The sequence below is a fragment of the Litchfieldia stipae genome (assembly GCF_014837155.1).
Classification (GTDB): domain Bacteria; phylum Bacillota; class Bacilli; order Bacillales; family Bacillaceae_L; genus Litchfieldia.
In genome coordinates this window covers 154,217-175,760 of the sequence record NZ_JACYHA010000001.1, presented here as the reverse complement: position 1 = coordinate 175,760, position 21,544 = coordinate 154,217, and the positions used below count along the sequence as shown (strand labels likewise).

Annotated in this window: 29 protein-coding genes; 16 read left to right on the top strand and 13 right to left on the bottom strand. The window is 35.8% G+C overall.

Features of this window, described 5'->3' with window-relative positions; all coding sequences use genetic code 11:
* Nucleotides 1-50 precede the first annotated feature (50 nt).
* The 5 genes from F7888_RS00840 to F7888_RS00820 all read right to left on the bottom strand — a co-directional run bounded on the left by F7888_RS00840 (nt 51) and on the right by F7888_RS00820 (nt 3,264).
* Nucleotides 51-236 (bottom strand): hypothetical protein, encoded by a 186-nt coding sequence (locus tag F7888_RS00840; protein WP_191776232.1) that lies wholly within the window; start codon nt 234-236, stop codon nt 51-53.
* Between the two features lie 322 nt (nt 237-558).
* The gene (locus tag F7888_RS00835; protein ID WP_225228523.1) at nt 559-1,431 is read right to left on the bottom strand and encodes a ClpXP adapter SpxH family protein; all 873 of its coding nucleotides are present in this window, start codon (nt 1,429-1,431) and stop codon (nt 559-561) included.
* Entirely contained in the window at nt 1,428-1,838 is a 411-nt protein-coding gene (locus tag F7888_RS00830) for a globin domain-containing protein (protein ID WP_191776230.1), read from the bottom strand. Before F7888_RS00830 ends, F7888_RS00835 begins: the two co-directional genes overlap by 4 nt.
* A 216-nt stretch (nt 1,839-2,054) precedes the next feature.
* A complete protein-coding gene (locus F7888_RS00825) occupies nt 2,055-2,672 on the bottom strand; it encodes a lytic transglycosylase domain-containing protein (RefSeq protein WP_191776228.1) in 618 nt (205 codons plus the stop codon).
* A gap of 13 nt (nt 2,673-2,685) precedes the next feature.
* Nucleotides 2,686-3,264: a CYTH domain-containing protein gene (locus F7888_RS00820; protein ID WP_191776226.1), complete on the bottom strand. Its 579-nt coding sequence runs from the start codon at nt 3,262-3,264 to the stop codon at nt 2,686-2,688.
* Between the two features lie 153 nt (nt 3,265-3,417).
* On the opposite strand from F7888_RS00820, the gene F7888_RS00815 reads away from it, so the two are divergent.
* The 4 genes from F7888_RS00815 to F7888_RS00800 are packed head-to-tail and all read left to right on the top strand — an operon-like array spanning nt 3,418 to nt 6,238.
* Entirely contained in the window at nt 3,418-3,801 is a 384-nt protein-coding gene (locus F7888_RS00815; protein ID WP_191776225.1) for a UPF0738 family protein, read from the top strand.
* Nucleotides 3,802-3,861: 60 nt separating this feature from the next.
* Nucleotides 3,862-4,497, top strand: coding sequence for a GTP pyrophosphokinase (locus tag F7888_RS00810; protein WP_191776223.1), 636 nt, complete (start codon nt 3,862-3,864; stop codon nt 4,495-4,497).
* 26 nt (nt 4,498-4,523) lie between these two features.
* Nucleotides 4,524-5,318, top strand: a complete 795-nt coding sequence (locus tag F7888_RS00805) for an NAD kinase (RefSeq protein WP_191776220.1) — start codon at nt 4,524-4,526, stop codon at nt 5,316-5,318.
* Nucleotides 5,315-6,238 carry an RluA family pseudouridine synthase gene (locus tag F7888_RS00800; RefSeq protein WP_191776217.1) on the top strand — a complete coding sequence of 308 codons (924 nt, stop codon included), beginning with the start codon at nt 5,315-5,317 and terminating at the stop codon, nt 6,236-6,238. Before F7888_RS00805 ends, F7888_RS00800 begins: the two co-directional genes overlap by 4 nt.
* Before the next feature lie 3 nt (nt 6,239-6,241).
* Here F7888_RS00800 and prpE read toward each other — a convergent pair whose 3' ends face one another.
* Both prpE and F7888_RS00790 read right to left on the bottom strand, forming a co-directional pair.
* Nucleotides 6,242-6,979 carry a bis(5'-nucleosyl)-tetraphosphatase PrpE gene (gene prpE / locus F7888_RS00795; protein WP_191776214.1) on the bottom strand — a complete coding sequence of 246 codons (738 nt, stop codon included), beginning with the start codon at nt 6,977-6,979 and terminating at the stop codon, nt 6,242-6,244.
* Nucleotides 6,980-7,066: 87 nt separating this feature from the next.
* Complete coding sequence (locus F7888_RS00790) at nt 7,067-8,224, bottom strand: FtsW/RodA/SpoVE family cell cycle protein (RefSeq protein WP_191776212.1); 1,158 nt, start codon at nt 8,222-8,224, stop codon at nt 7,067-7,069.
* 266 nt (nt 8,225-8,490) lie between these two features.
* On the opposite strand from F7888_RS00790, the gene mgtE reads away from it, so the two are divergent.
* From mgtE to F7888_RS00770, 4 genes are all read left to right on the top strand, one after another.
* A complete protein-coding gene (gene mgtE / locus F7888_RS00785) occupies nt 8,491-9,819 on the top strand; it encodes a magnesium transporter (RefSeq protein WP_412095974.1) in 1,329 nt (442 codons plus the stop codon).
* Between the two features lie 148 nt (nt 9,820-9,967).
* Nucleotides 9,968-10,741, top strand: a complete 774-nt coding sequence (gene fabI / locus F7888_RS00780; protein ID WP_191776207.1) for an enoyl-ACP reductase FabI — start codon at nt 9,968-9,970, stop codon at nt 10,739-10,741.
* Nucleotides 10,742-10,846: 105 nt separating this feature from the next.
* Nucleotides 10,847-11,530: an N-acetylmuramoyl-L-alanine amidase gene (locus F7888_RS00775; protein WP_191776204.1), complete on the top strand. Its 684-nt coding sequence runs from the start codon at nt 10,847-10,849 to the stop codon at nt 11,528-11,530.
* A 112-nt stretch (nt 11,531-11,642) separates the two neighbouring features.
* The gene (locus F7888_RS00770; protein WP_191776202.1) at nt 11,643-12,074 is read left to right on the top strand and encodes a CotO family spore coat protein; all 432 of its coding nucleotides are present in this window, start codon (nt 11,643-11,645) and stop codon (nt 12,072-12,074) included.
* A 47-nt stretch (nt 12,075-12,121) separates the two neighbouring features.
* On the opposite strand, the gene F7888_RS00765 is transcribed toward F7888_RS00770, so the two are convergent.
* Together F7888_RS00765 and F7888_RS00760 are read right to left on the bottom strand one after the other, a co-directional pair.
* Nucleotides 12,122-12,544, bottom strand: coding sequence for a CotY/CotZ family spore coat protein (locus tag F7888_RS00765; RefSeq protein ID WP_191776200.1), 423 nt, complete (start codon nt 12,542-12,544; stop codon nt 12,122-12,124).
* A gap of 180 nt (nt 12,545-12,724) precedes the next feature.
* Nucleotides 12,725-13,204, bottom strand: coding sequence for a CotY/CotZ family spore coat protein (locus tag F7888_RS00760; RefSeq protein WP_191776198.1), 480 nt, complete (start codon nt 13,202-13,204; stop codon nt 12,725-12,727).
* Between the two features lie 218 nt (nt 13,205-13,422).
* On the opposite strand from F7888_RS00760, the gene F7888_RS00755 reads away from it, so the two are divergent.
* Nucleotides 13,423-13,677, top strand: coding sequence for a hypothetical protein (locus F7888_RS00755; protein ID WP_191776196.1), 255 nt, complete (start codon nt 13,423-13,425; stop codon nt 13,675-13,677).
* Nucleotides 13,678-13,727: 50 nt separating this feature from the next.
* Here F7888_RS00755 and F7888_RS00750 read toward each other — a convergent pair whose 3' ends face one another.
* The 3 genes from F7888_RS00750 to F7888_RS00740 form a co-directional block, all read right to left on the bottom strand.
* Nucleotides 13,728-14,198 (bottom strand): spore coat protein, encoded by a 471-nt coding sequence (locus F7888_RS00750; RefSeq protein WP_191776194.1) that lies wholly within the window; start codon nt 14,196-14,198, stop codon nt 13,728-13,730.
* A gap of 93 nt (nt 14,199-14,291) precedes the next feature.
* Nucleotides 14,292-14,600, bottom strand: a complete 309-nt coding sequence (locus tag F7888_RS00745) for a hypothetical protein (RefSeq protein ID WP_191776192.1) — start codon at nt 14,598-14,600, stop codon at nt 14,292-14,294.
* 165 nt (nt 14,601-14,765) lie between these two features.
* Nucleotides 14,766-15,185, bottom strand: coding sequence for a spore coat protein (locus F7888_RS00740; RefSeq protein WP_191776191.1), 420 nt, complete (start codon nt 15,183-15,185; stop codon nt 14,766-14,768).
* A 190-nt stretch (nt 15,186-15,375) separates the two neighbouring features.
* On the opposite strand from F7888_RS00740, the gene F7888_RS00735 reads away from it, so the two are divergent.
* The 7 genes from F7888_RS00735 (at nt 15,376) to spoVIF (ending at nt 19,142) form a co-directional block, all read left to right on the top strand.
* Nucleotides 15,376-15,729, top strand: a complete 354-nt coding sequence (locus F7888_RS00735; RefSeq protein ID WP_191776189.1) for a DUF1360 domain-containing protein — start codon at nt 15,376-15,378, stop codon at nt 15,727-15,729.
* A gap of 401 nt (nt 15,730-16,130) precedes the next feature.
* Entirely contained in the window at nt 16,131-16,586 is a 456-nt protein-coding gene (locus tag F7888_RS00730) for a YhcN/YlaJ family sporulation lipoprotein (RefSeq protein ID WP_191776186.1), read from the top strand.
* A gap of 15 nt (nt 16,587-16,601) precedes the next feature.
* Complete coding sequence (spoVAC, locus tag F7888_RS00725) at nt 16,602-17,081, top strand: stage V sporulation protein AC (RefSeq protein WP_191776183.1); 480 nt, start codon at nt 16,602-16,604, stop codon at nt 17,079-17,081.
* Nucleotides 17,081-18,091 (top strand): stage V sporulation protein AD, encoded by a 1,011-nt coding sequence (gene spoVAD, locus F7888_RS00720; protein WP_191776179.1) that lies wholly within the window; start codon nt 17,081-17,083, stop codon nt 18,089-18,091. Before spoVAC ends, spoVAD begins: the two co-directional genes overlap by 1 nt.
* 2 nt (nt 18,092-18,093) lie before the next feature.
* A complete protein-coding gene (gene spoVAE / locus F7888_RS00715; RefSeq protein ID WP_191776176.1) occupies nt 18,094-18,450 on the top strand; it encodes a stage V sporulation protein AE in 357 nt (118 codons plus the stop codon).
* Nucleotides 18,451-18,551: 101 nt separating this feature from the next.
* Nucleotides 18,552-18,782, top strand: a complete 231-nt coding sequence (locus F7888_RS00710; RefSeq protein ID WP_191776173.1) for a hypothetical protein — start codon at nt 18,552-18,554, stop codon at nt 18,780-18,782.
* A gap of 105 nt (nt 18,783-18,887) precedes the next feature.
* Complete coding sequence (gene spoVIF, locus F7888_RS00705; RefSeq protein WP_191776170.1) at nt 18,888-19,142, top strand: sporulation-specific transcription regulator SpoVIF; 255 nt, start codon at nt 18,888-18,890, stop codon at nt 19,140-19,142.
* A gap of 52 nt (nt 19,143-19,194) precedes the next feature.
* Here the strand turns inward: spoVIF and F7888_RS00700 are convergent, their stop codons facing one another.
* Nucleotides 19,195-21,477 (bottom strand): UvrD-helicase domain-containing protein, encoded by a 2,283-nt coding sequence (locus F7888_RS00700; RefSeq protein WP_191776166.1) that lies wholly within the window; start codon nt 21,475-21,477, stop codon nt 19,195-19,197.
* Nucleotides 21,478-21,544: the final 67 nt, after the last annotated feature.

Below are 21,544 nucleotides of genomic sequence, written 5' to 3'. Positions count from 1 at the left end.
TCAGGTACCCATCTATTCCTTGGGAACCTGGCATTTTATGTTTGGAAAGACTATTTCATCATTCTGTAACCTTTGAAACGATTTCTGTAATTAATTAGGTAGGTTGTGAAAAATAAAGATATAAATAATGGTGGTGCAGTTATATACAACGGGAATACTCCCATTAATCCAAAAATATTAAAAATGAATGAGATGACAATGAAAATGCATCCAATTATAATACCAATGCTCTTCACCTTAAATACCTCCTTATCTACATATTTCTATTCTTATTCAATTAAGAATGAAATAGTTCACCTAATTTCATGTTATGTACAAGCAGATAAGAAAATTATAAGAATTTGACAATATTGTGAAATAACAAACAAACTATTGTATTTGTTCGACAAAATCTGATATATTAAGTACATGAAGTTAGTCACAAACCAAACATATACCCCTTTGTTTGACCGTGAAAAATTTCTCCCATCCCCTTTATTGTCTTAAATGACAAGAAAAAAGACTTGGTCCTATAACCAAGTCTTTTTTAATACCTTTGATTAGGAGAAGAACCAGTGATTATTCTGCTGGTTCTTCAATATATCTCCAAAAAGTACCGTGCTTGACGGGGAATTGCTCGACCTTTTGTTTAAGTAATAATTTCTTCATCGCAAGTTCTGCCTCATTAATGCTCATATTATAAACCTCGGCAACCTCTTTTGAACCAACAAATTTAAAATGACGAATAAATTCCTCTAACTCAGGTGGATCCTGGGGACTAAATTCTTCACCTATCATTTCTTGGATGATATGTACATACATATCATATGGGTAGTATCCAGTAATTTTAACTCCTTCATCCTCAATATTCTCGTTAAAGAATACGAGGGTTGGAATTTGCTCAACTTCCATTTCTGAAGTGATTTTCAAATCACATTGGAACGCTTTAGCTGCACTTGATGAGTGTAAATCTCGATAAAATTCCTCAACGTCAAGCCCAACACTTGCAGAGCATTCGATAAGAACCTCTTCTTCTGATATATCCTGTTTTTCTAGGAAGAGTAATTCTTGAAGCTTTCTTAAATAGCGAAGACCTAATCGTTTTCCTTGTAATTCAGCAGCTTTTATGGCGATCGATACGGCATAGGGAGTTGCAATAGGATTTTCAAACCATAAGCTGCCGTCACAAGACATTCCAGTTCGACTAGCCGTTCTTTCCCAAACCTGGGCAATGTTTTCAATTTTTTGTTTCCCTAGATTTAATGTCGCTAATCTTCCACTTAAAATATGTCTAATTGTAAAAAAACGACCATATTCAATCGATAATTTCTTCAAAATAGGCTCGAGTGCCCAACATTCTGGGCAGAGTGGGTCAATAAACAGATAGATTTCAAGTGGTCGTTTTCCACAAGGCCCAGAATCTAACCAGTTTGAACTGTTTTTTGATTTCAAAATAAAACTCCTTTCTCAGATTGCTCATCAGGAGTATTAATCATGTGTTGTGCTGTTAAAACGAGTCTATGATAGAAATCGTCCCTTAGTTGCCCCTCTAAACCTATTTCGTCCATTGCTTCTTTCATACACTCAAGCCATGCTTTGGCACGCTTAGGGGTAATCTCAAATGGCATATGTCTTGCTCGTAGCATCGGATGGCCATGTTCCTCGGTGTACTTTGCTGGGCCACCTAAATACTGTGTCATAAATTGTTTTTGTACTCTAGCTGTTTCCGATAAATCACTAGGAAAGATAGGAGACAAATCAGGATGTTGTCCGACTCGATGATAGAACGCATCTACGAGCTTTGATAAAATTTCTTCTCCACCTAAAGCATCAAAAGGTGAGCGAAAGGATTCGGACATAATTCTACCTCCTTTATATGTTGGTGTTGTATATCATTTTTTTTATCATTGTCATTGTTATAGTTTTCTGTACTTCCTTTATTTTAGCAATGGATGGAAGATATCTCAAACAAAGCGCTCTTTATTAAGGATGGAAATTATAGGGGAAGCGTAAAAAAGGCTAATAAGAGTATAATATCCGAAAAATTAAATACTCATATTAGCCTGTATTTTGTTTTAACTATAATAACTAGTGGTTACTTTATTAACATAATTTTGTGTTTCTTTAAATGGAGGAATGCCGCCATATTTATCAACATTACCTGGTCCGGCATTGTAGGCAGCAAGTGCTAGTGATACGTTACCGTTATAGCGATCAAGCATTTGGCTTAAATACTTTGCACCACCATCAATATTTTGTTTTGGATCATAACTATTTGTTACACCTAGAGCCCTTGCAGTAGCGGGCATAAGCTGCATTAATCCAGTGGCTCCTGCATGACTTTTAGCTATTGGGTTGAAATTTGACTCCTGTTTGATCACTGACGAAATTAATTTAGGATCAATATTGTATTTTTCAGCTGCCTCATTTATATACCCAAGTATGTTAGACGGGACATTAGCATCTTGAGCTTTTAAAGGAGTCACTTGTTGCGAGAATAATGGGTTCGATTGTAATGGTAATTGTAATGAATTTCCTGATTGATTATTTAGAGTTGATTCAATTGGCTGTGTTTGTAGTAATTGCTCAAAAAGGGATTTAAAGAGAGAATCATTTGTATTTGATTGATTTTGAGCTCCATTTAAGGTTTGCAATGCTTGAAGCTCTATTAATAATTTAAAATCAATTTTCATGTATGCGTTTCTCCTATTTATGGTTTAGTTGGTGATACAGACGTTGAATTTTATTTTTCGTATGACGAATCGGAATGTGAAGCTGTGTTAGAAACTCATGAAAGTCTTTAAGACCAACTTCAGCATCCTCCACCTCATATTCTAATTCAAAATCTTCAACAGATAAATAAAAACTATGATCCAAAACGAGTAATCCATTCTTATATGGGACTTCTGCACGAGAGGTCTCTAAAGTGCCAAAGTATTGGAGTTCACTAGGATTAATTCCTAAATCGTCAATAATTACAGCGATTTGATCTTGAATGTTTGTTGCACCGTTGATTAGTGAAGATGCTTGATCCTTCGTTAAGGACTGGTGTGTTTCTAGCAATCCTATTGATTGGGGCTGTTTTAATGTTAATGTGAATTTATTTTGTTTTTCTCGTATTCTTAGAGCAGATTGTCTATTTTTTAAAGAAAAATCAGGTGTATCGAAATAATGATTTTTTTGTGTTAAGAAATCAGATGGAGATAAGTTAAGAAACTTCATTACCGAATGAAATTCATCAATCGTTAGAAGGTTTTTGTATTCAATTTCCAGTTCTTGAGTCAAGGAACATCAGTCCTCTCTACTTATTCTTTTACTTTGTTTAATAGTATACTAACAAAGTTTTGCTGTTTTGTCTTACGGGAAATGCTGTCATATGTCATTTGTAGGGCTGAATGTGATAAAATAGTTTTGGGTTTAAATTGAAAGGAGAACATTATGCAAAAAAAGATAGAAGTTACAAGTGCAATAATCAATGAAAATCGTGTGGAATTTCAAGTTGGAGAAGCTCAAATAGAGTTAACAAAAATAAAAGCAACTGGGCAGATGCTCGTTGATTCAGATGCATTATCATTTATTTACATAGCGGAAAATGATTCGGAATATGTATATTTAAGCTTTCCAATAACTGTGTGGAAAGAGTTACAGGAAATGATTGAAAAGAATTATATACCTGTCCTTGTAGATGGGAAAGATAAATTAACATTAGAAAACATGACAGAAGAACTTACATACTTAATCGGAAATATTGAAGGAAATGCAAACTATGGTGATGAGATGGTAGAAAAAGTAGAAAATATATTTCTTAAACAGTCGTCATAATATCCATTTTTTCTAAGTATTTTTTTGTCATCGATTTATAGATAAAGGGTGAGTTTGCAGGTGATTAAACATTGGGATCATTTCCTTGCTCCATATGAGCAAGCTGTAGATGAATTAAAGGTGAAGCTAAAAGGAATGCGCACGCAGTTTGAAATGCAGGGTACACACTCTCCGATTGAATTTGTGACAGGAAGAGTGAAGCCGATTGCAAGTATCCTTGATAAAGCAAATAAGAAAAATATCCCCCTTGATCAATTATCTGAAGAAATGCAGGATATTGCTGGACTTCGGATGATGTGTCAATTCGTAGATGATATAAGAAAAGTTGTAGAATTATTAAGAAATCGCAATGATTTTGAGATTATTGAAGAAAGAGACTATGTTTCACAAAAGAAGCATAGTGGATACCGTTCATATCATCTAGTTATTTCCTATCCAGTTCAAGCCATTGACGGTGAGAAAAAGATCCTTGTTGAAATTCAGATTAGAACATTGGCGATGAACTTTTGGGCTACGATTGAACATTCTTTAAATTACAAGTACCGAGGGCGTTTTCCAAAAGATATTGAATTGCGATTACAGAGAGCAGCAGAGGCAGCCTTTCAATTGGATGAAGAGATGTCAAAAATCCGAGTAGAGATTCAAGAGGCACAAGCCATTTTCTCAAGGAAAAAAGAAGGTAATGATTCAGATTAAAGTCTATTATAGTTAGGGTGAATGGTATGAAATTTGCAGTAACTTCAAAAGGTGATCAAACCTCAAATGCGTTAATGCAAAAGGTGAAAACGTATTTAGCTGATTTTGAGCTTGAATATGATGAGGATAAACCTGATATCGTCATCTCGATTGGAGGAGATGGGACATTATTATATGCGTTCCATCGTTACAAGAATCGGCTAAGTAAAACAGCTTTTGTTGGAGTACATACAGGTCATCTAGGTTTTTATGCTGATTGGGTTCCTTCAGAAATTGAGAAGCTAGTGATTGCTATCGCAAAAACCCCTTATCAAATTGTGGAATACCCATTACTTGATGTAACGATAAGCTATATTAATGGTAATCGAGAGGCTAAATATCTTGCCTTAAATGAATGTACAGTAAAATCAATTGAAGGCTCGCTTGTGATGGATTTAGAAATCAAGGGGCAATTATTTGAAACCTTCAGAGGGGATGGACTATGTATTTCAACTCCATCAGGCAGTACAGCTTATAATAAGGCATTAGGTGGTGCGATATTACATCCTTCAATAGAAGCGATTCAAATAGCTGAAATGGCTTCTATTAACAATCGGGTATTTCGAACCGTTGGATCCCCACTGATTTTGCCAAATCATCATACATGCATGCTAAAGCCAGTGAATGATGTTGATTTTCAAATCACGATTGACCACTTAACATTGCTACATAAAGACGTGAAGTCAATTCAATGTCGAGTGGCAACTGAAAAGATTCGATTTGCACGATTCCGGCCTTTCCCGTTCTGGAAAAGAGTGCGTGATTCTTTTATAACTGGATGAAACGAGGGAATCATACGTTGAGTACTCCTTTTAAACTAGAGTGGTTGATTAGTGATAATGAAGAAAAACTGGATATAAAGGAATTTCTTAAGGGGTATCAAGTTTCAAGAACAGCTTTAACTGATATCAAATTTAATGGTGGCCAGATTCTAGTTAATAATAAAGAAGTTAATGTCAGGTACAAGTTACAAAGTGGAGATCATCTTACACTTGTTTTTCCATCAGAAATAACAAGCAGTGAAATGATAGCAACGCCAATACCATTAGATGTCGTATATGAGGATGATTATTTACTCATTATTAATAAACAACCATTCATACCGACAATCCCATCAAGACAGCACCCGAACAATAGCTTAGCAAATGCACTAATGTATTACTATCAACAAATCGGTCTAGGTTCAACGATTCATATTGTAAATCGTCTCGATCGTGATACCTCTGGATTGTTTGTTGTTGCAAAGTATCGATATATACATCATGTTCTTGTTGAGCAACAGAAAAAGGGTAGGCTGAAGCGGAGATATGAGGCGATTAGTCATGGTATCATCAACCCCTTGAGCGGAACTATTGATGCACCTATTGCTCGAAAGCCAGATAGTATTATTGAGCGAATGGTACATCCTGATGGTCAAAAAGCAACCACTCACTATAACGTCATTCAACACTATCATAAGAAAGATGTTACACATGTATCACTCCAGCTTGAAACAGGTAGGACACATCAAATCCGTGTCCACCTTTCAAATGCTGGTTTTCCACTAATCGGTGATGATCTCTACGGTGGTTCAATTGAGTTACTAAATAGGCAAGCACTACATTGCTCTGAGGTTACCTTCGATCATCCAATTAGTAAGGAACCACTTTCGATTCAAATTGACCTACCTTTAGATATGAACATGGTACTGAAGGGCGAATAGAAGCTAGTCTAAAGAACGAAATTTCTCAGCAATATATGGCATTGAGGAGGGCACTGAAACCGATTCTCTTTCAGGATATCGATATCCGGTTAGGTGTCCTCCGAATACAGCTCCTGTATCGACATTGACAGTATGATTAACTGTTCTAATCTTATTTACTGGCGTGTGACCATAGACGATCCAGGCTGATCCGTTATAGTGCTTAGCCCAATCTCTTCGCTCAGGCGTACCATCAGGATTTGTCTTTCCTGTAATGTCTCCATACAGGACAAAAGTTTTTACTCTTTTGTCGTTTTTTCCAATAAGATCCTCGCGTATTCCAGCGTGTGCAATAACCAATTTCCCATTGTCTAACACTTGATACAAAGGTGAGGATTCATATAACCACATAAATTTCTTTTTTACTTCCTTTTGTTCAATTTTAGATAGTGCCTCATATTCAGCCACAGTTGTTTCAAGTCCGTGAGTTATTTGAACTTTTCTACCTAAGAAATATCGATATAGCTTGTCACAATGATTTCCTGGGGTATAATAGCCTGCACCTCTATTTACAATCTCGTAAACTGTATTAATCACAGACATAGAATCTGGTCCACGATCTGTCAAATCTCCAACAAAAGCGAGTAATCTCCCTTGCGGATGGGTTGGAATTCCAGTATCCCACGTATAACCTAACATTTTTGTAAGTGTTACAAATTCCTGGTAACATCCATGAATATCACCAATCACGTCGAATTTCATCTCTTATCTCCTTATCATATGTATTATAGAAGAAAAGCCATCTCCCATTAGTATATGGAAGATGGCTTATTTCTACTAAGAAAGAAATCAATCAAACATAAATTTCTTTGTTCTTGAACGTACATTTAATACAATTCCAATCGCGATCATATAGGTAGCAAGTGAGCTACCACCATAACTGATGAATGGTAATGGTAAACCTGTGATTGGTAATAACCCAATTGTCATACCGATATTCTGGAAGACCTGGAATGTAATCATCCCTATCACACCAGCACATAAATAACTACCAAAGGGATCATGACTTTCAAGTGCAGTATGAATCATTCGATAAATCAGTAAGAAAAATAGTGAAATCACAATACTTGCACCAACAAATCCAAATTGCTCAGAAAATACAGCGAAAATAAAATCAGTATGTCCTTCAGGTAGGGAAACTTCAGAATTCTGGTAGCCTTTTCCTCTGAGTTCTCCGGAACCAATTGCTAGCAAGGAACGTAATAACTGAAAACCTTGTCCACTTGAATATTCTTCGGGCTTTAACCAACCATAAAAACGATTTAACTGATAATCACGTAATGGAAAGAGCTCAGGTAAGTAAAAATAAATATAAACGAATATCGAAATGGTTACCAAACCAGCTGATAAAAACCCGAGGATAATTCTCCACTTAATCCCTGAAACAATGAGTAAGGATGCAATAATGGCTGTAAATACCATAATCATTCCCATGTCAGGTTGTTCCTTTAGTAAGTAGATAGGGGGAATTGATGTTAGTAATACCTTTCCAATTAACAAGAAGTCATCTTTTACGGTGTTAATCGGATATTTTTCCCGATGCTCTACAATTATTTTACTTAAGACAATAATCATGATAATCTTCATTAATTCTGAGGGTTGAAATGTTCCGATACCAGGTAGAGTGTACCAACTAGTTGCCCCTTTTGTTGTCGTAGTACCAGGAACTCCTAAATATAAACCTAGTAATAGTAGCATTCCGAATCCATATAAATACCAAGAAATCATTTTAAAGCGATCAAAATCTATCACCATTGTTCCGGCAACAGCTATAATTCCAATGACATACCAGCGGAGCTGTAGCCCAATAAAATTTACATTCTGTAATTTTGCCGGTAAGGTTGGTTGAGCACTTTTAATAGCAATACAGCTAACAATCGCCATTAAAAATAAAATGAAAACCAGTGTATAGTCAAATTTCTGTTGTCGATTTGTCTCCTTCTCCATAGGCATTTCCTTTCTATCTATCAGAGGGCTATTCCTTTCACCCTATTTATTCATTCTTAAGCAATACTTATCCATTGTTAAGAATTCACATTTATCATATTAGCTTATTTTGCTCTGTTTGCAAATGTTTATAAATTTAATTATTTTACTTTTCCTTTAACTAACGACAATAAAGTACAATTCTGATACGATAATTTCTGTGAGAGGGGGTCATTCAAATGACAGAAATGAATGAAAAGGAATTACAACAACTTGAAGAAGAAGAAATGCTTCAAGCAATTTCAGAGGATAATATGGAGAACTTGCGGAATCAGTTATTAGAGCTTCATCCGTATGATCAAGCAAAGTTTTTTTCTAAATTAACAAAAGATGAAAGAGTGCAAATTTATCATTATTTTTCACCTGAAGAAATGGCTTCAATCTTCGAAAATATAGAAATTGATGACACAGACTACCAAAAATTCCTATCTGAAATGCACCCCTCATTTGTTGCAACGATGCTATCCAATATGTACGCAGATGATGCTGTTGATTTGTTAAATGAATTAAATAAGGATCAAGTAGCTAGCTATTTAACCATTATGGAAGATGATGCAGCTAAAGAAATCAAGGATCTTCTCCATTATGAAGAATATACTGCTGGTAGTATCATGACCACTGAATTTATAGCGATAAAAGAATACCAAACTGTACGTTCAGCGATGCAAATTTTGAAGGCAGAGGCTCCTCGAGCGGAATCGATTTATTATGTGTATGTTATAGATGAAGATAAGAGATTGTCTGGTGTCATTTCGTTAAGAGATTTAATTGTAACAGATGATGATACCTTCATCTCAGAGATTATGTACGATAGGGTCATGTCTGTTTCTGTGGCTGAAGACCAAGAAGAGGTAGCAAGAAAGATGAAGGATTATAACTTCTTAGCTCTACCAGTTGTTGATTTTCAAAATCATTTATTAGGAATCATTACAGTCGATGATATTATTGATGTTATTGATGAAGAAGCATCAGATGACTATTCAAAGCTTGCTGGAGTTTCTGATATGGATGGAATAGATAAAGGACCCTTTGGTGCAGCAAAGAAGAGGCTGCCATGGTTAATTATTCTGTTATTTCTAGGAATGTTAACAGCTAGTATCATAGGTCGATTTGAAGAAACGTTAGATCAAGTGGCGATATTGGCTGTATTTATTCCTTTAATCGCTGGTATGGCAGGGAATACTGGTACTCAAGCCCTTGCAGTAGCTGTTAGAGGGATCGCAACTGGGGATGTTGAAAAGGAGAGTAGAGGGAAATTAATTCTCCGAGAAGCTGGAACTGGTGTGATTACTGGTACATCTTGTGGAATCCTTGTAACTTTGATTGTTTATGTTTGGAAAGGTGACTTCTTTCTAGGAGTATTAGTAGGAACATCGATTTTTATAACATTAATAGTTGCTACTCTTGCTGGAGCGCTTGTGCCTTTATTGATGCATAAATTAAAGATAGATCCTGCTGTTGCATCAGGTCCATTTATTACGACCATAAATGATTTAATAAGTATTTTGATTTATTTTGGATTAGCCACTACTTTTATGAATTATTTAGTTCACTGAATAGAGGATGTAAGTGAAGCGACGATCTACTTGTAGGTAGGTCCTTGTTTTTTTTGGAAACAGATTAGATTTTTGTTTAGTAGATATGGTATAATGTTTTTAAGACTAGGTACTAATAACATGTAATAATAAATAGGAGGACATGAATATGTCATTATCATTAAAGGGTCGTACATATGTAGTAATGGGAGTAGCGAATAAAAGAAGTATTGCATGGGGAATTGCACGTGCTCTTCATGAATCTGGAGCACGCTTAGTATTCACATATGCGGGAGAAAGGCTAGAGAAAAGTGTCCGTGATCTTGCAGAATCTCTAGAAGGGGCTGAAAACCTCGTTCTTCCATGTGATGTAACAAATGATGCAGACATTGAGAAGTGCTTTGCAGAAATCAAAGAAAAAGTCGGTGTCATTCATGGGATTGCTCACTGTATTGCCTTTGCAAATAAAGAAGAGCTTGATGGAGATTACATGAACACAACTCGTGAAGGGTTCTTGCTAGCTCATAATATTAGTTCGTATTCCCTTACTGCAGTTGCAAAAGCAAGTAAGGATTTAATGAGTGAGGACGCAAGTATTGTTACATTAACTTATTTAGGTGGAGAAAGAGTGTTACCTAATTATAATGTCATGGGAGTTGCAAAGGCATCTCTTGAAGCAAGTGTCAAATATTTAGCGAGTGATTTAGGGAAATACGGAATTCGAGTGAACTCAATTTCAGCTGGTCCAATCAGAACCTTATCTGCTAAAGGAATCAGCGATTTTAATTCAATTCTTAAGACCATTGAGGAAAAGGCACCACTTAGACGTACGACAACACAGGAAGAAGTCGGAGATACAGCAGTATTTCTGTTTAGCCATTTATCAAGAGGAATCACAGGAGAGAATATTCATGTAGATTCAGGATATCATGTACTTGGTTAATAAGAATGAAAAAAGAAGTAGACAGCTAATGTCTGCTCTTTTTTTGCCCTTTTTTTGATTTGATTTCCTATAAAGTTGATGAAATCAAATAGAGGAGGGAATTAAATGAAAATAGTAATTGATGCAGGACACGGTTATCAAACGGCGGGAAAACGGTCAAAGGATGGATTAAGAGAATATGAATTCAATCGTCAAGTGGCGATGTTTACAAAAACCTTACTCGAACAATACGAGAAGGTTAGTGTGTTTTTCACACATAGTGATGAAAGAGATGTTCCGTTAAAGGAGCGTACGAATAAAGCGAATCAGTTAGCTGCGGATGTATTTGTTTCGATTCATGCTAATGCATTCGGTTCAGGAGAATGGAATAGTGCTGGTGGAATTGAAACGTATATGTATACATCTAAACCAAAAGGTGCGTCTGAATTAGCACGACTTGTTCAGCGACAATTATGTGAGAAAACGAAACGAAAGGATCGAGGCGTCAAGACCGCAGATTTCTATGTCTTAAGAGAAACAAAGATGACAGCGATTCTTTGTGAATGTGGATTTATGACAAACTATGAGGAAGCGCAATTATTGAAATCAAAAGCGTACCAGCAATTATGTGCTGAGGCAATTGTTGAAGCCCTTTGTAGCTATTATTCAATTTCAAGAAAGTCCAATGAGGATCCAAAACAATATGCAGTTCAAGTAGGTGTATTCGAAGAGAAACCGAATGCAGAGAAGCTAATCAAAGAATTAAAGTCAAAAGGGTATGATGCACTTATTAAAGAAGTACGTAGTTGAAAGAGAGATGTTGTAGAGGTATCCTTCAATTCTTTTAATAAGCCATACACCAAAGAATAATAATGGGCATACACTAATTACGGTTATTAATGAAAATAGGAGGAGTCATATAATGGGTAAGCATAACGCGACATCTCAACAAAAGCCACTATTGTTTATCAATCAGGTGAATAATGTTATTCAATCAAAACAACAAACGTATATTATTAAAAAAGCACAATCTGAACATACATCAAAGAATGAACATATCGTAAACGAAGCAGAAACAGAAACGCCAGAAGTCATCGTAGAAGAACCCAAGCAAACAAGAAAAAAGAGAATAAATGAAATGAATATTGAAGAAAAAATCGTTCACTTATTAAAGCTGCCGACTACGAATAACATGCCAAGGATTGTATGTGAATTTAATGTAAAAGAGAACAGTTATAAAGGTGTAGTGATTGGATTAGATGGAGATATTGTATCGATTAGAACACGAACTAGAGGTGAACAAATCACATTACACATGAGTGAGATTACTTCAATAAATGTGCTTGGATTTTAATAAAAGAGAGCAGCCTCTACTGTAGGTGCTCTCTTTTTTTTACACGATTAATTTGTAACTAGCTGAGGACTTAAGCATTGAATTGCACAGAAGCAAGAAAGATCTACTTCAATACAGTAATCTGTCTTTTCTAGACCAGTAACATCACAAACATCGTCTTTACAATCAAAATCAACGCCATTTGTTGGTCTTAATAGTGAAAGTGTCGCACAGCAACCATTACGGATTGTTTCGACTCTAAAGAAGACTGTTTCAAAGCAATCGCCGTCATCAAGCTGACCTACATTACCAAATGCTTTGAATAAATCATTGCACTGGTTATAAAGCATAAATGGAACAGTATCACCTACAAATTCAACTGGTGATAATAAGTTCTCAAAACAGCTTGTAGGACAGCGATCCTCAACAGCATCTTGTATATCTGCGATGTTCTGCACTGCATCACAAACACAATTTAAATCCATACTCATTATATTCGCCACTCCTGTCTTATTAATTTAGTGATATGACCTACCGTCTCTATAGAATATAGGGGTACAAGTTAATTAGTGTTGGGTATAAACCCTAACTTGTATAAAATAGGCAAAAACCTCTATCTAAAATAGAAAGTGGATGACTCAAATATGAGTCATCCACTGGTCAAGCTTTGATTAATGATGATGCTTACGACGTTGTTGTACATCTAAAGCACGATCAACTAATTGAGGTGTTAAGCATTGAATTGCACAGAAGCAATCTAAGTCTACTTCCATACAGAAGTTCGTTCTTTCAAGTCCATATAAGTCTCTGTCACACGGTGAACATACGTTAATTGTATCTCCAGTAGAATCATAAGCTCTTAATAGAGATAATGTAGCACAGCATCCTCTTAGCTTCTCAACTCTAAAGAAGATTGTTTCAAAGCAAAGGTTATCATCTGAAAATCCACCAACATTTCCAAATGCTTTGAATAGCTCACCCTTCTTCCCAGTTAAAACAAAAGGAACAGTATCTCCTAATGTGTTAGCTGGTGATAATAGGTTTTCGAAACAACTAGTAGGACATCTATCTTCTACTGCTTCTTGTGCATCTAAAATTTGTTGTACGGCATCACATACACAGCTACCATAACGACCTTTTCCACAGCTCATTCATTTCATCTCCTTATGAATAAATTGACTTTTCTAGTCATTAATAGAGTATGAAAATTCCGGTTGGAGGTGTGGGTGATTGTCTTTAGTGAAAGATATTAGGCTTAAAAATATGCATCGAATAATAATAAATCATAACTCTTAATGAATTGGCCTATACCAATCAAGGCTCGGGGCATAGTATAGACCGATTAGTTATAAATTTAGGAGGGACTAGAATGGGCAAGAGAAAACCACAGGAAATTCATGTTGATAAGCTTATTATTCATGCTAACGAGGTTCAAATTATTGACGAAGGAAGAAATAAGGGGCGCTGGGATCCTTGGCTTGGAAGAGTTCAAGCACAGGATATGGAGGTTGAAACTGACACTAACGTTATAATGGATGAGTATGAAAAAGTCGAAGTAGATGTAGAAGCAGAAGCAGACGTTGATGTCGAGAAGGAAACTCGTAGACCTTTCTCTTGGTTCTAAAAACATACAAAATGAAACAGCAGAGGCTTTTCGCCTCTGCTGTTTTGTACTTATAAAATGTCAATTTGAACGACTAGCGCAATAAGGATTTGAATTAGCACTTGAAGTGAAATTGCTACATCTGTGTCTGTTGTTGTAACTCTAACTTGTCTGGAGTTTTCAATGACTAATTCTTGGAAGTTTCCTTGCTTGATCGTTGACGATTGTAGTAGATCTTGAGTGACTCTCTCAGCTAGATTACTATCAGCAATAGAAATACTGATAACAATAGCGATTGCTACTTGTAGTGCTACTTGAAGAGAAACAGCAACCTGAGTATCAGTTGTTGATACCTCGATGTCACATGAGTCCTTAATGATGATTACTTCTTCAGAACTTTGTTTTACTTTATTTACTTGACCTTCTTCTTGATGAACAGTAGAATCATTGTTTGTATCACAAGATTCTGTTGCTTGAGTGACTGGATGCTCCATTTTTGTATCAAGAGCCTGCCATCTATATGCTTTTGGTTTTTCTGCCATGCTTTATTCCTCCTTCCTGATATACTTTATTAGATGTTTGATAGAGCATTTTGGTATAGGACAATGCCCTGTGGTTTAAGCACATTTTTGGGATTACTCAGTTGGTGTTTCATTGTCAGTATCATTTTGTTTTTTCTCACGAATGATTTCTCTTAGTGTTTTCTTCTTAGGCTGTAATGCGTCTTTCACTTGATTAGGAGTTACATCAGAAGAATTACCAGCTAAAAATTCATCTACTTGTGTTTTTAAATCTTCTACGATTCCCTTAATCTTAGCTTTTTGCTCATCAGAAAGGCGATTAGTCGCATCCGTTGTTACATTGTTCTTACGGAACACATCAGCAACAAAAAACTCCATTAACGTTGATGATAGTTCAGTTAGTTTTTCTTTGTTCTTACCCATTGTTTTTCACCTCTTTCACTAAAAGTCTCCATATATTACTATTCACAAGCTTTGGTTTAGTAAGGGACATCATCCCATCTCTTTAAAGAAAACATCATAAATGGGTTTTTATCGTAAAATAGAGCATCATATACTGATGCCCTTTAGAAAGAATAGAAACCTAGATTAAAGAATATCAATTTGTACGACTAATGCTAGTAGAATTTGTAGTAAAACTTGAAGGGAGATTGCGACATCTGTATCAGTAGTTTGTACTCTAATATTTTTTGATCCTTCTATGACTAATTTTTGTTTATTTGCTTGTTTTGTTTTAGTTCCCTGTAATAATTGTTGAGTGACAGCCTCTGCTTGCGCATCGTCTGCAATTGTGAGACTAATAACAATTGCGATAGCCACTTGAAGAGCTGCTTGTAATGAAACAGCTACCTGAGTATCAGTTGTTTCTACTTCAATATCACAAGAATCGATAATATGAATAGATTCAAATGATTGTTGAGACGTTTTATTAATTTGATTCATACCTTGAAGAACAGTGTCATCTGAGGCGAAGCCACCGCCAAATGGACTTACATTCCCGTTACTCATTTTAACTCCTCCTTTCCGCTTATACTTCTATTAAATGCATATTTAATGGATTTGTTAGGGACATACCACCTCCGTCAAACACACATTTTTAATGAATGATTAGACTTATGCTTTAAGGACTAAAGGCGATTTTTAAACAATATACTGTGAAGAGAGAACCAAATGATGATTGATGAAAGGAATGGGAAATGTGATCATTAGTTGGCTTGATTTTGTGATGCTGTGTTTTGCGAGCTTTAGGCTCACAAGACTTATTGTCTTCGATAAAATTACTGAATTTGCACGCAGACCCTTCTTAAGAGAAGTGGAGGAAGTTGAAGCGGATGGTGAAATAATTACCTATATTGAAGTAAAGGGAAAAGGCATCCGTGCATGGATAGGGGAATTATTGGCTTGCTATTGGTGTACTGGAATGTGGTGCGCAGGATTTATTTATTTGCTTTGGTTTTTCTATTTTGAGCTTGTAGGACCAGTGATTATGATCCTTGCAATTGCTGGGGTAGCAGCAATCATAGAATTAATAGTCAGTAGATTTATAGACTAGAGACTATTATTTATGCTCCTTGGAACAAGAGTAATTTGTAAATCATACACTATAAATAAATAGAATAAAGGAGGAAGGTAAAATGGAGAAAAAAGAAATGAAGGTTTCCTCTGAAGCTAAATATGTATCAAAATCAAGCAAAGTAAGCGGTAGAAGAAGAAAAAAAGGCTGTGGCTGTGGGAAAAAGAGAAGATAAATAAAAACAGGCTAAAAGCCTGTTTTTATTATGCCTTTCAGGTTACAATATAACCCCTTTTTTGCTTCTCCTGGAAAAAATAAGCCACAGTACAACCAGCGACCTATTCAAATTGGAAAAAACAGTATTCATAATTTTGATCAAATAACGAATCATAAAAGGGTAGTACATAACATGGAATTATAAATCAGATTGGATTGATGGTATGTTTAAGAAACTTTACGTACTTATGGCTTTTACGGTGGTATTTGTGAGTGGTTGTGCAAATCAAGAGAATAATTTGAGTCAAGGGGAAGGGATGCAAACACTCCAATCAGACGGCTCAAAAACGATTGAGCAGAGTGTTTCAAAAAATGCAGAAAAAGAGCTGTCAGAATTTAACGAAATTACCGATGTTGTTGCAGTCAATAACAAAGACCAGCTTTTAGTTGGTTTTAAAATTAAGCAATTTTCAAAGTTTAGGACAAAGAAAATTGAAGAGAAGGTTAACAAAAAGCTTCAAAAAGAATTTCCTGAGTTTGAAATTATTGCTTCAAGTGATTTAAAAATTTTTGTTGAAACAGAAAGGATAAAAAAACAATTCTCATCCAAAACTACCCAGCAGAAAGAAATTAATAAGAGAATGTCAAAAATAATTAAGTTAAGTCATGAACAAACATAAGGGAAGGTAGCGAATATGTCAAAGCAAAGTAAGGACAAGATTAACCAATCAAAGAAAGAATACCAACAATTTCAGAAACAGCATGAAACAAAACGTCCTGTAATTGCGAATTGCATAAAAGCCTTTTTAGTTGGTGGGTTTATCTGCGCAATTGGACAGGCTATTCAATTATTTTATATTTATAATTTTAATTTCACACAAAAGACAGCTGGGAATCCAACTGTTGCTACAGTTATTTTTATAGCGATGCTTTTAACCGGCTTTGGTGTGTATGATCGTATTGGTCAATTTGCAGGGGCGGGCAGTGCTGTTCCGGTTAGTGGATTTGGGAATGCCGTGATTTCAGCCTGCATAGAACATCGTTCAGAGGGGTTTGTGTTAGGTGTGGGGTCAAATATGTTTAAGTTAGCCGGTTCGGTCGTTTTATTTGGAACATTTTCAGCTTTTATCGTAGCACTCATTAAAACCTTACTAATTAAATGGGGTGGCTTGTAATGCTTCAAGGTCAGTCTACGTGGGTATATCACAATAAGCCTACCATTCTTTCTACTGGGACAGTAGGTGGTCCATTTGAAGCCAATGGATTATTAGCTGAGGATTTTGACATTTTACACGATGATTTATGGATCGGTGAAGACTCCTATGAAAAAGCACATAAAGTATTGTTTGAAGAAGCGTCATATAAAGCGATTGAAAAAGCCAAAATTCAAAAGGATCAAGTGAAATTTATCCTAGCGGGTGATTTAATCAATCAGATTACTCCTTCGAGCTTCGCTGCTAGGACACTTGGAATTCCTTATTTAGGCTTATTTGGTGCTTGTTCGACATCAATGGAGGGGTTGGCACTTGGAGCTTACCTTGTTAATTATGGTGGTGCAGATTATTTGTTAACAGGGGCTTCTAGCCATAATGCCGCGGTTGAAAAACAATTTCGGTATCCAACTGAATATGGAGGACAAAAACCACCTACTGCACAATGGACCGTCACTGGAGCTGGTACAGCTTTGCTTGCAAAAGAAGGAGATGGTCCAGTCGTCACTTCTGCAACAATTGGTAAGGTTGTAGATATGGGTTTATCAGATCCCTTTAATATGGGGGGAGCCATGGCACCTGCTGCAGTAGATACCATTATTACTCATTTAAATGACCGTAATATTGATCCTTCTTATTATGATTTAATAGTTACTGGGGATCTTGGTCAAATCGGTCACGAAGTTTCATATGATTTACTTAAAAAACAAGGTGTATCGATAGGGCAAGAGCAGTACCAGGATTGTGGATTGTTAATTTACAAGAAGGATCAACCTGTATTAGCAGGTGCAAGTGGTGCTGGCTGCTCGGCTACGGTTGTGTATGGACATTTATTGAACCGAATGAAGCGTGGGGACTTTAAACGAATCCTTGTCGTCGCTACTGGAGCGCTTCTTTCACCGCTTAGTTTCCAACAAAAAGAATCGATTCCATGTATTGCTCATGCTGTATCAATAGAATATGGAGGTGAATAAGTGTGTTTCAATCCTTTCTTTGGGCGTTTATAGTGGGAGGAGCGATTTGTTTAATAGGTCAAATCATGTTTGATGTATTCAAACTTACACCAGGGCATACTCTCAGTAGTTTAGTTGTTGCAGGGGCCATTCTTGACGGCTTCGGCTTATATGAACCATTGATTGATTTTGCTGGTGCTGGTGCAACGATTCCGATTACAAGCTTTGGGAACTCTCTTGTTCATGGTGCATTACAGGAAGCAGAGAAGCATGGTATTATCGGGGTCCTCACAGGTATGTTCGAAGTAACAAGTTCAGGTATCTCAGCTGCCATTATTTTTGGATTTATAGGTGCTATTTTTTTTAAACCAAAAGGATAAAAAACCGAGCTATAAAAGCTCGGTTTTTTTGTGCTTATCTAAACACAATGCATCTGTTATCTACATAAGATATGAAAGGTTAGAAATGAGGAATGTAACTGATGAAAAGGTTAAATAAAGAGGTTGAGCTGTTTTTTAATAATTATTATAAGGATCACGATCAATTACAGCTAGAAATAGAGAAATGGATAGATGGAACTGATAAAGGTCTAGATGACCTAAGTAATAAAGCAGCTAGTTTTGAAAGCGACTTTGAGGAACGATTTGAAAAAGTAAATCATTGGTTAAGGAAAAAACAATTTGAAATGGAGAATCGCTTTGAGCCGAAATAATCCAAGATATGTAGCTAATATTGAACATGCCTTTTTTCAAGAAAGGGTCTCACGTATTCTTCACTAGCTTCATAAAATATAACACAATGTAAGGAGGCTATAAAAATGGATAATAACTTATTTAATAATATTGAGAAAAAAACAGGTGTGAACATGAAAGATGTTCTTGAACTTGCTAATTCAGTTCAGCATGCTAATTTTAAGGATGAAAAAACAGTACGTTCTATTGTGAAAAGAGTAAGTAGAATTGCCAACAAGCCAGTACCAAAACAAATGGAAGACAAAATTGTGAATTCAATTGTAAGTGGAGACCAAAAACTTGATTTTGGCACAATTGCAAAAATGTTAAATAAAAAGTAAAACAAAAATGCCTCAATCATGAGTGATGAGGCATTTTTTCTTTTTGATGGTATTACAGGAATTCTTTAATAAATCTTGATGGTTGCGCTAGTTTGTTTCTCCGCATTTCAGGAACTGATAATGTTAGGGAATGTTCTGCACGAGTCATAGCAACATAAAGTAAACGGCGTTCCTCTTCTAGAGAATCACGGTCTCCGTTTCTAAGTGAATCTAGAGCGAAGTCATGAGGGATACTTCCATCGACTGTTCCTAAAAGATAGACATGTTTATATTCGAGTCCTTTTGAACGATGAATCGTGAGTAATTGAATTGCATCTGTATAATGTTTACTAAGTTGCTTCATTTCTATATTCATTGCATTCATATGGTCTACATGCTCTAGAAGGTCGTTAACTTCTTTGAATTTTTTTGCGACAACTTTAAGATCTCTTATATCATCTGATCCTCTTTCAATCGTGTTTCCTTCATTCCCATTCTTCTTCATATATTCTCCAAACCCCATATCTTTTTCAATCATTTCAATCGCTGATAAGGGGGAAAGGTTTTTTAAACGAGCAAATAAAGGCACGATTTTTTGAAGCTTCTTCTGTTGAAATGGATGAATAGTAGTAAGCTTTTCAAGTGCTTCCACTAACGAACAATCATCCAATATACTAAATGCCTTTAAATCGTTTAATACATTTTGCTTCAAGAAAAGGGATGAAAGGACAGAACCAATCGCTTTCGTGTCGTTTGGGTCAATGCTCAAGTGAAGATAGGCGAGTAGTCCTCTTACAGTACGCCGATTGTAAAAAGAATCACTATCTTGTTCCATTTTAAATGGAAGGTTTGATTGTGATAAACGTTCAAATATTGCACGTGCAGCAGTGTGCGTGCGATATAGGATAGCAAAATCAGTAGGATTTGCTCCATTCTTAATTTTTTCTTTAATATCTGTAACAATCATTGTCGCTTCTTCCTCTTCATCAAATGGGAAAAACAAAAGCGGTGTCGTGGTGTTATCAAAAGAAGCGCTTATTATTTTTTCTCTTCTCCGTTGATTGCGAGTGACAACCTTATGCGCTGTAGCAACAATTGAATGTGTTGAACGATAATTTTGAGATAGGGTTACAATTTTTGCAGTTGGATAGTCTTTTTCAAAATCGAGCATGAAGGTAGGGTCACTACCCCTAAAGGCATAGATTGATTGATCATCATCACCGACGACACAAAGATTTCGTGTAGATTCGGATAGTAGTTTAATCGTTTCATATTGCACTTTGTTAATATCTTGAAATTCATCAATTAAAAAATGAGAAAATCTTTCTTGATACCGTGTTAAGATGTCTGGCTGCTCCTTAAATAAGTAATAACATCCGACCAACATATCATCAAAATCAAATAATTGATGCTCAAGCTTTTTCTTTTCATAATGACGATACATATATAGTACTCTTTCTTCCCATTGGTCCTTTGGTTTTACTAGGTCAGGAGGGAGGAGAGTGTTCTTCCAAAAACCAATTAACTGCAAGGCTTGGTCAAAGGCAAATTCCTTTTCGTCTAATGCTAATTCTCGTGCTGCTTCTTTGATGATTTGTTCTTTTTGGTAATCCCATTTTAATAGATTATTTCTTCTCCAACGGTTAGGTTCATGGAAGGTGATGATTTTATAAAAAATACTATGAAAGGTGCCTGTTACTAATGAATTTATTTGTTGGTTTGTTAAACCTGCATATTTGATTAGTCGCTCTTTCATTTCACTTGCGGCTTTCGTCGTAAACGTCACGAGCATTATTTGTTTAGGATCAATATTACGTTCTTTTATTAAATAGGCCGTTCTAGATGTCAATACTCGTGTTTTACCACTACCTGCTCCTGCTACGATTAATAAAGGTCCGTCATTAGCTGTTACAGCATGGTATTGTGATGTATCTAATGATAGATTAAGAAGCTTAGAATCTTGTTTCAATTGTTCGGGCATTTCAAAAGGAGATAATTTCTTGATTGCTTTCGGTGCCTTCCAATTTGTTGTCTTTTCAATAGTAGCTGTCGATTGTATGGCTCTTGATTTCGGAATCATAAAACCATTTTGTTCGATATATTGAGGTTCATCTTCAATTAGGATTGGATTGGGACCTTTAAGGGATTCCATATAGTCCGAACAACTAGTTGTACTGCTCTTTGAATGATGATAGAAATGAGGGGAATGATGGATACCTAAATACAACTTAACTTGTTCACCACAACATCCACATGTTAATTTACCATGGATCCCTGATTCATATAGAATCTGGTACTGTTCTCTTGGTAATTCTCTTAAATCTAAGACTTGACTGTTTAATAATGCTTTTTGCATGGAGAATCTCCTTAAAAATAAAGTCAAATCCTATCATAACAAAACTAGAGATAGAGTAGTAGTATAA

Bases quoted from the DNA above. Each gene is read 5' to 3' on its own strand.
- F7888_RS00790 (WP_191776212.1), bottom strand. From the start codon at position 8,224: ATGGAGAAGGAGACAAATCGACAACAGAAATTTGACTATACACTGGTT.
- F7888_RS00730 (WP_191776186.1), top strand. From the start codon at position 16,131: ATGTTTAAGAAACTTTACGTACTTATGGCTTTTACGGTGGTATTTGTG.
- mgtE (WP_412095974.1), top strand. From the start codon at position 8,491: ATGCTTCAAGCAATTTCAGAGGATAATATGGAGAACTTGCGGAATCAG.
- fabI (WP_191776207.1), top strand. From the start codon at position 9,968: ATGTCATTATCATTAAAGGGTCGTACATATGTAGTAATGGGAGTAGCG.
- F7888_RS00700 (WP_191776166.1), bottom strand. From the start codon at position 21,477: ATGCAAAAAGCATTATTAAACAGTCAAGTCTTAGATTTAAGAGAATTA.
- F7888_RS00710 (WP_191776173.1), top strand. From the start codon at position 18,552: ATGAAAAGGTTAAATAAAGAGGTTGAGCTGTTTTTTAATAATTATTAT.
- spoVIF (WP_191776170.1), top strand. From the start codon at position 18,888: ATGGATAATAACTTATTTAATAATATTGAGAAAAAAACAGGTGTGAAC.
- F7888_RS00770 (WP_191776202.1), top strand. From the start codon at position 11,643: ATGGGTAAGCATAACGCGACATCTCAACAAAAGCCACTATTGTTTATC.
- F7888_RS00775 (WP_191776204.1), top strand. From the start codon at position 10,847: ATGAAAATAGTAATTGATGCAGGACACGGTTATCAAACGGCGGGAAAA.
- F7888_RS00765 (WP_191776200.1), bottom strand. From the start codon at position 12,544: ATGAGTATGGATTTAAATTGTGTTTGTGATGCAGTGCAGAACATCGCA.
- F7888_RS00750 (WP_191776194.1), bottom strand. From the start codon at position 14,198: ATGGCAGAAAAACCAAAAGCATATAGATGGCAGGCTCTTGATACAAAA.
- F7888_RS00805 (WP_191776220.1), top strand. From the start codon at position 4,524: ATGAAATTTGCAGTAACTTCAAAAGGTGATCAAACCTCAAATGCGTTA.
- F7888_RS00760 (WP_191776198.1), bottom strand. From the start codon at position 13,204: ATGAGCTGTGGAAAAGGTCGTTATGGTAGCTGTGTATGTGATGCCGTA.
- F7888_RS00755 (WP_191776196.1), top strand. From the start codon at position 13,423: ATGGGCAAGAGAAAACCACAGGAAATTCATGTTGATAAGCTTATTATT.
- spoVAD (WP_191776179.1), top strand. From the start codon at position 17,081: ATGCTTCAAGGTCAGTCTACGTGGGTATATCACAATAAGCCTACCATT.
- spoVAC (WP_191776183.1), top strand. From the start codon at position 16,602: ATGTCAAAGCAAAGTAAGGACAAGATTAACCAATCAAAGAAAGAATAC.
- F7888_RS00800 (WP_191776217.1), top strand. From the start codon at position 5,315: ATGAAACGAGGGAATCATACGTTGAGTACTCCTTTTAAACTAGAGTGG.
- F7888_RS00740 (WP_191776191.1), bottom strand. From the start codon at position 15,185: ATGAGTAACGGGAATGTAAGTCCATTTGGCGGTGGCTTCGCCTCAGAT.
- F7888_RS00745 (WP_191776192.1), bottom strand. From the start codon at position 14,600: ATGGGTAAGAACAAAGAAAAACTAACTGAACTATCATCAACGTTAATG.
- prpE (WP_191776214.1), bottom strand. From the start codon at position 6,979: ATGAAATTCGACGTGATTGGTGATATTCATGGATGTTACCAGGAATTT.
- F7888_RS00830 (WP_191776230.1), bottom strand. From the start codon at position 1,838: ATGTCCGAATCCTTTCGCTCACCTTTTGATGCTTTAGGTGGAGAAGAA.
- F7888_RS00815 (WP_191776225.1), top strand. From the start codon at position 3,418: ATGCAAAAAAAGATAGAAGTTACAAGTGCAATAATCAATGAAAATCGT.
- F7888_RS00825 (WP_191776228.1), bottom strand. From the start codon at position 2,672: ATGAAAATTGATTTTAAATTATTAATAGAGCTTCAAGCATTGCAAACC.